We start from the raw sequence: 4,178 nt of genomic DNA on the forward strand, positions 1-4,178 counted from the left end.
GGTGGAACCGTCGTCTACGTAACAGATGTCCCAAGAGCAACCGAGGGATTGAAGAACTTCGCTCAATTCTCCGTGCAGGGTCTCGATATTGCCCGCTTCATTGTGCAGCGGAATCACCACAGACACCGAGAGCGGCTGCCTCGTCATTCCATTGCAGGCGTCAGAATCCATTTCAGCTTCCTTGCCGAAATCGTTGCAATCCTGGCTAGCGCGAGCAAGAATTTGACAGAGCTTCCCGTTGACTGGTTCGACGTGTGGCATAGCGCCGGGGAATCCGCCGGCGATCGTCCTCCGGGGATTTCCACATGTTGAACCCGTTTGTAACGCCGCTGTAACGCTCCGTTGGGCAGGTCGAGTATAGCGAAACTGCGCAAACTCGGGCAATGTCAAATTCCCGGTGATTTCCGAGGCGGGCGCGAGCGGGCAAGAATTCCAAAGGCGGTCGGGTGATGGATGAATCGCCCCGAACGAAAGCGAGTCCATCGGCCGTGGCTCTCGTTTTGGAAGGGCCATCCGTGCATTGCCGCTACCGGCTGCTATTGCCCAGGGAATAGCGTCGGGGCTGATCCCAGAGGATGGGCCCTTTTTGCGGAAGTGCGACGGGAAGACCTCGCCTTTTCCCATATTCCCCGAGTAGTTCTGTCACCCATGGTGGGGGAACTTCGCGTTCCGTGACTCTTGACTTGGAAAGCTGGAATCAGAAACTGAAATGAAAGCAGCGAGCAGCTATGAGTGTGGACGGTCACTGTCCCCGTGTGGAGTGACGGTTTCCGCGGGAGGTGATTCCTTCTTGCGGACCAGGATGGCAGGGGGCAATGCAGGCAAGGACTTGCCGCCTTTCGTGAGGACGCTCGCGGCAGTGGTCCGCGGGCCCCGGCGGAGCCGACAGGGCCACCGGTGACAGGGGATGGATTCAACCCACTCAGGGAGTGGAGGAAGCAAACATGCGGGCAGACGATCCACATGCCCAATCGGATGAGCCGAAAAATCAGTCGGACCAGCCGGAAAAGGCGGCCGAATCAGCGGGCCCGGCCGATCAGCGCATTGTTGTGGACGAAGACTGGAAAGCCCCGGTGGAAAAGGAAAAACAAGAGGCCCGAAAGCAGGAGGAGTCCGCGCCGTCACCCGAGGAGGGTGATCCGCCTTTACCACCGCCCACATTGACCGGCCTGGCCAGCAGCTTCTCGATGCAGGCTCTGGCAGCCCTGGGGCTTTTGCCCGATCCTCTGACCGGAAAGGTCGAGGTGCGGCTGAATCGGGCGAGGCACCTCATCGACACCATCAATCTGCTCTATGAGAAGACAAGTGGAAACCTCACGCCAGAAGAGAAACGAGCCATGGAGCAAATGCTTCATGAGCTTCGCCTGGCCTTTGTGCAGATTCAGGCGGCACAAAAGCGGTCTTCTTGAATTGGCCTTACGGCAATGAAGGTCGTACTGGCAAAGGAGTGACAGGCTCATCCCGTTCACGGCGGGAATCCCGGCGCTGAGGAAGTAGGGAGCTTTCCGCCGCGTCGGGGTTTGCATGCCGAGGTGCCACCAACCAGGTTTCTGTCGTCTTTTTCTGGAAGCCGCTGAAGAAGCCACCACTGAAGAGGCCACCAGCTTGGCCGGTCGTCACACCAGGCCTTTTCTCACCGCCCAAACCGCAGCCTGCGTGCGATCATTCACGTTCAGTTTTCGCAGAATATTCTGGACGTGCTCTTTCACTGTTTCGACGCTGATGTCCAGAGAGTTGGCGATCTCCCTGTTGGAAAGTCCCAGGGCGATATGCCGCAGCACCTGAGTTTCCCGCTGGGTGAGCTGGACCATGTCATCCTCGATGGGCTGCTTGGACTGCATCGCCTGAATGACCTCGCCGAGTCGGCTGTCGATTTTGGGCGGTTCCCCGGCCGCTGCCGCGTGAATCGCCCGGAGGATTTCGTCTCGCCCAGCCCCTTTCAAAAGGTATTCGGACACCCCGAGTGCGACGGCTCTCGCGGCGTAGCTTTGATAGTCGTAGGTAGAGAGCAGGACCACCCGCGTGTCCAGGCCCTCCTCGCGAATTTTCACCAGAGTTTCCAGACCGTCGAGGTCGGGAAAGCGGATGTCCAGAATGAGAACGTCCGGGCGGAGGGCTTTTACCTTTTCAACCGTTTCGGCGCCGGTGGCGGCTTCACCGATAACCTCGACATCCGAGCCCTTGAGGAGCTCTTTCAAACCCCATCGGATCACCTCATGATCATCGGCTATGAGAACCCGTATCGCCATCTTGGGGGCCCTCCAAAACTGAGACCATTTTCTTTCAGGGCACTGACCCGTCGGGTCTCGTCGCAACCCTTCCCATGAGGGGACGATCCCCGCAGATCTTCTGGCTATCATCATCTTACCACCCTTGTGGCGGAATGGAAACCACCACCAAGGTGAGCTAATAGTTGGCCCCCCATTTCTGATGGTATCCGCCCACGCCGACTGCGCTTAGTGTCGGGAATTGTTCTGCATGTTTCCTGGATTGCGCATGTTGACTCACGGCTTTGTGTAAGGTAGATACTTCTCGACGGGTTTTTGTGTTTTTGCCCTCGCCGGGGCCTCCCTCTGCAAATGTTGATCACGATTCGGCAGGTGCGTCCCATGCCCAAGGCAGCACTCTTGCTTGTTGACGATGATCGCCATCTTCTTCAGGCGATGGCCAACTGGCTACGGGAGCAGGGGTATCGCGTGGACACAGCGACCGGTGTGGAGGAGTCGCTTCGGGAACTGACGCGGCGGTCCTACGACGTGGCCGTCGTGGACATCCGACTTTCCGACGGCGACGGGTTCGACGTTCTGAGGTTTTGCCGGGAACGGTACCCGGAAATGCCCGTCATTCTGGTGACGGGTTACGGTTCCGTGGACCTTGCTGTCGAAGCGATTCGCGCCGGGGCGTTTGATTTTCTCACCAAACCCCTCATCGACGAGGAGCTCGAGGTAGCCATCGAGCGGGCGCTCAATCAGAAACGGGTGGTTGAGGAAAACAAAAATCTGAAGACGCAGCTCGACCTGCGCTATGGTCTGGATGCCATCGTGGGTCGGGACCACCGGATGCTCCGAGTCTATGACGTGATCGAGGCTGTCGCCGACACCAAAGCGACCGTCCTTATTACCGGGGAGAGCGGCACGGGCAAGTCCCTGATTGCGCGGGCCATTCACCGGCGGAGCAGTCGGCGAGACAAGCCGTTCGTGGAAGTTGCGTGTGGCGCCCTGCCCGAAACCCTTCTGGAAAGCGAACTCTTTGGACACGTTGCGGGGGCATTCACTGGTGCCACGGGTGACAAGATCGGAAAGTTTAAACAGGCGGATGGGGGCACGATTTTTCTCGACGAGATTGGGACGGCCAGCCCGGCTCTCCAGGTCAAACTCCTCCGTGTTCTTCAGGACTACCAGTTTGAACCAGTTGGCAGTACGGAGACGATCACGGTGGACGTGCGGGTGATCCTGGCCACCAACGAGGACCTGCAAAAGGCGGTTCAGGAAGGACGATTCCGGCGGGATCTGTATTACCGCATTAACGTCATCAACATTGAGTTGCCTCCGCTGCGGGAAAGGGTATCGGATATTCCTCTTCTCGCGGAGCACTTCCTCAAACGGATCTGCGAGGAGATGGGAAAACCCCTCAAGACTCTGAGCGACGAGGCGCTGGCGGCCCTCCAGGCGTATCGGTGGCCCGGCAATGTCCGGGAGCTTCAGAACGTCCTTGAACGGGCTGTTCTTCTTGGACGAAAACCTGTGATCACCCTGGAGGACCTCCCGCCTGATGTGGCGGCGGCGCTCACCCCCGGACTGAGCGCTCCGGAAAAGGCTCCGTTAAAACAGGCCCTCCAGCTTCCCGAACGGCAGATTATTCTGCAAATGCTGGAGATGCACAACTGGAATCGGCAGGCGACGGCCAAAGCGCTGGGAATCAATCGCACGACGCTGTACAAGAAGATGAAGCGTCTGGGGATCGAGGAGCCCGAGTCTATTCGGGCAAAATCCGAGGAGCACGGCACATCGGTGTGTCGATGATCTCGACAGGCGTGTCGATCAGCGCGACAGAACTCGCGGTTGCCGCATCATTCGGCGATCCGTGTCACCCGGACGAGGTCCATTCCCTATAATCTAAGTTGACAGTTCAGCGAAAGTTAAGCGAAGTGATCGCAGTCGTAGAGCGGGCTGCCAAAC

At 58.4% G+C, this 4,178-nt stretch carries 3 protein-coding genes; 2 read left to right on the top strand and 1 reads right to left on the bottom strand.

Annotated features, from left to right (window positions below):
* The first annotated feature begins 944 nt into the window (after positions 1-944).
* Positions 945-1,409, top strand: coding sequence for a DUF1844 domain-containing protein (locus H5U08_RS11545; protein ID WP_297033153.1), 465 nt, complete (start codon positions 945-947; stop codon positions 1,407-1,409).
* Positions 1,410-1,616: 207 nt separating this feature from the next.
* Here the strand turns inward: H5U08_RS11545 and H5U08_RS11550 are convergent, their stop codons facing one another.
* Positions 1,617-2,249 (bottom strand): response regulator transcription factor, encoded by a 633-nt coding sequence (locus tag H5U08_RS11550; RefSeq protein ID WP_297033154.1) that lies wholly within the window; start codon positions 2,247-2,249, stop codon positions 1,617-1,619.
* Positions 2,250-2,609: 360 nt separating this feature from the next.
* Between H5U08_RS11550 and H5U08_RS11555 the strand changes: the two genes are divergently transcribed.
* Positions 2,610-4,022: a sigma-54 dependent transcriptional regulator gene (locus tag H5U08_RS11555; protein ID WP_297033156.1), complete on the top strand. Its 1,413-nt coding sequence runs from the start codon at positions 2,610-2,612 to the stop codon at positions 4,020-4,022.
* Positions 4,023-4,178 lie beyond the last annotated feature (156 nt).

Origin of the sequence: Thermogutta sp., from assembly GCF_014359955.1 — a bacterium.
Classification (GTDB): Bacteria; Planctomycetota; Planctomycetia; order Pirellulales; family Thermoguttaceae; genus Thermogutta.

Excerpts from the sequence above, each read along its gene's own strand:
- H5U08_RS11545 (WP_297033153.1), top strand. The coding sequence starts at position 945 with ATGCGGGCAGACGATCCACATGCCCAATCGGATGAGCCGAAAAATCAG.
- H5U08_RS11550 (WP_297033154.1), bottom strand. The coding sequence starts at position 2,249 with ATGGCGATACGGGTTCTCATAGCCGATGATCATGAGGTGATCCGATGG.
- H5U08_RS11555 (WP_297033156.1), top strand. The coding sequence starts at position 2,610 with ATGCCCAAGGCAGCACTCTTGCTTGTTGACGATGATCGCCATCTTCTT.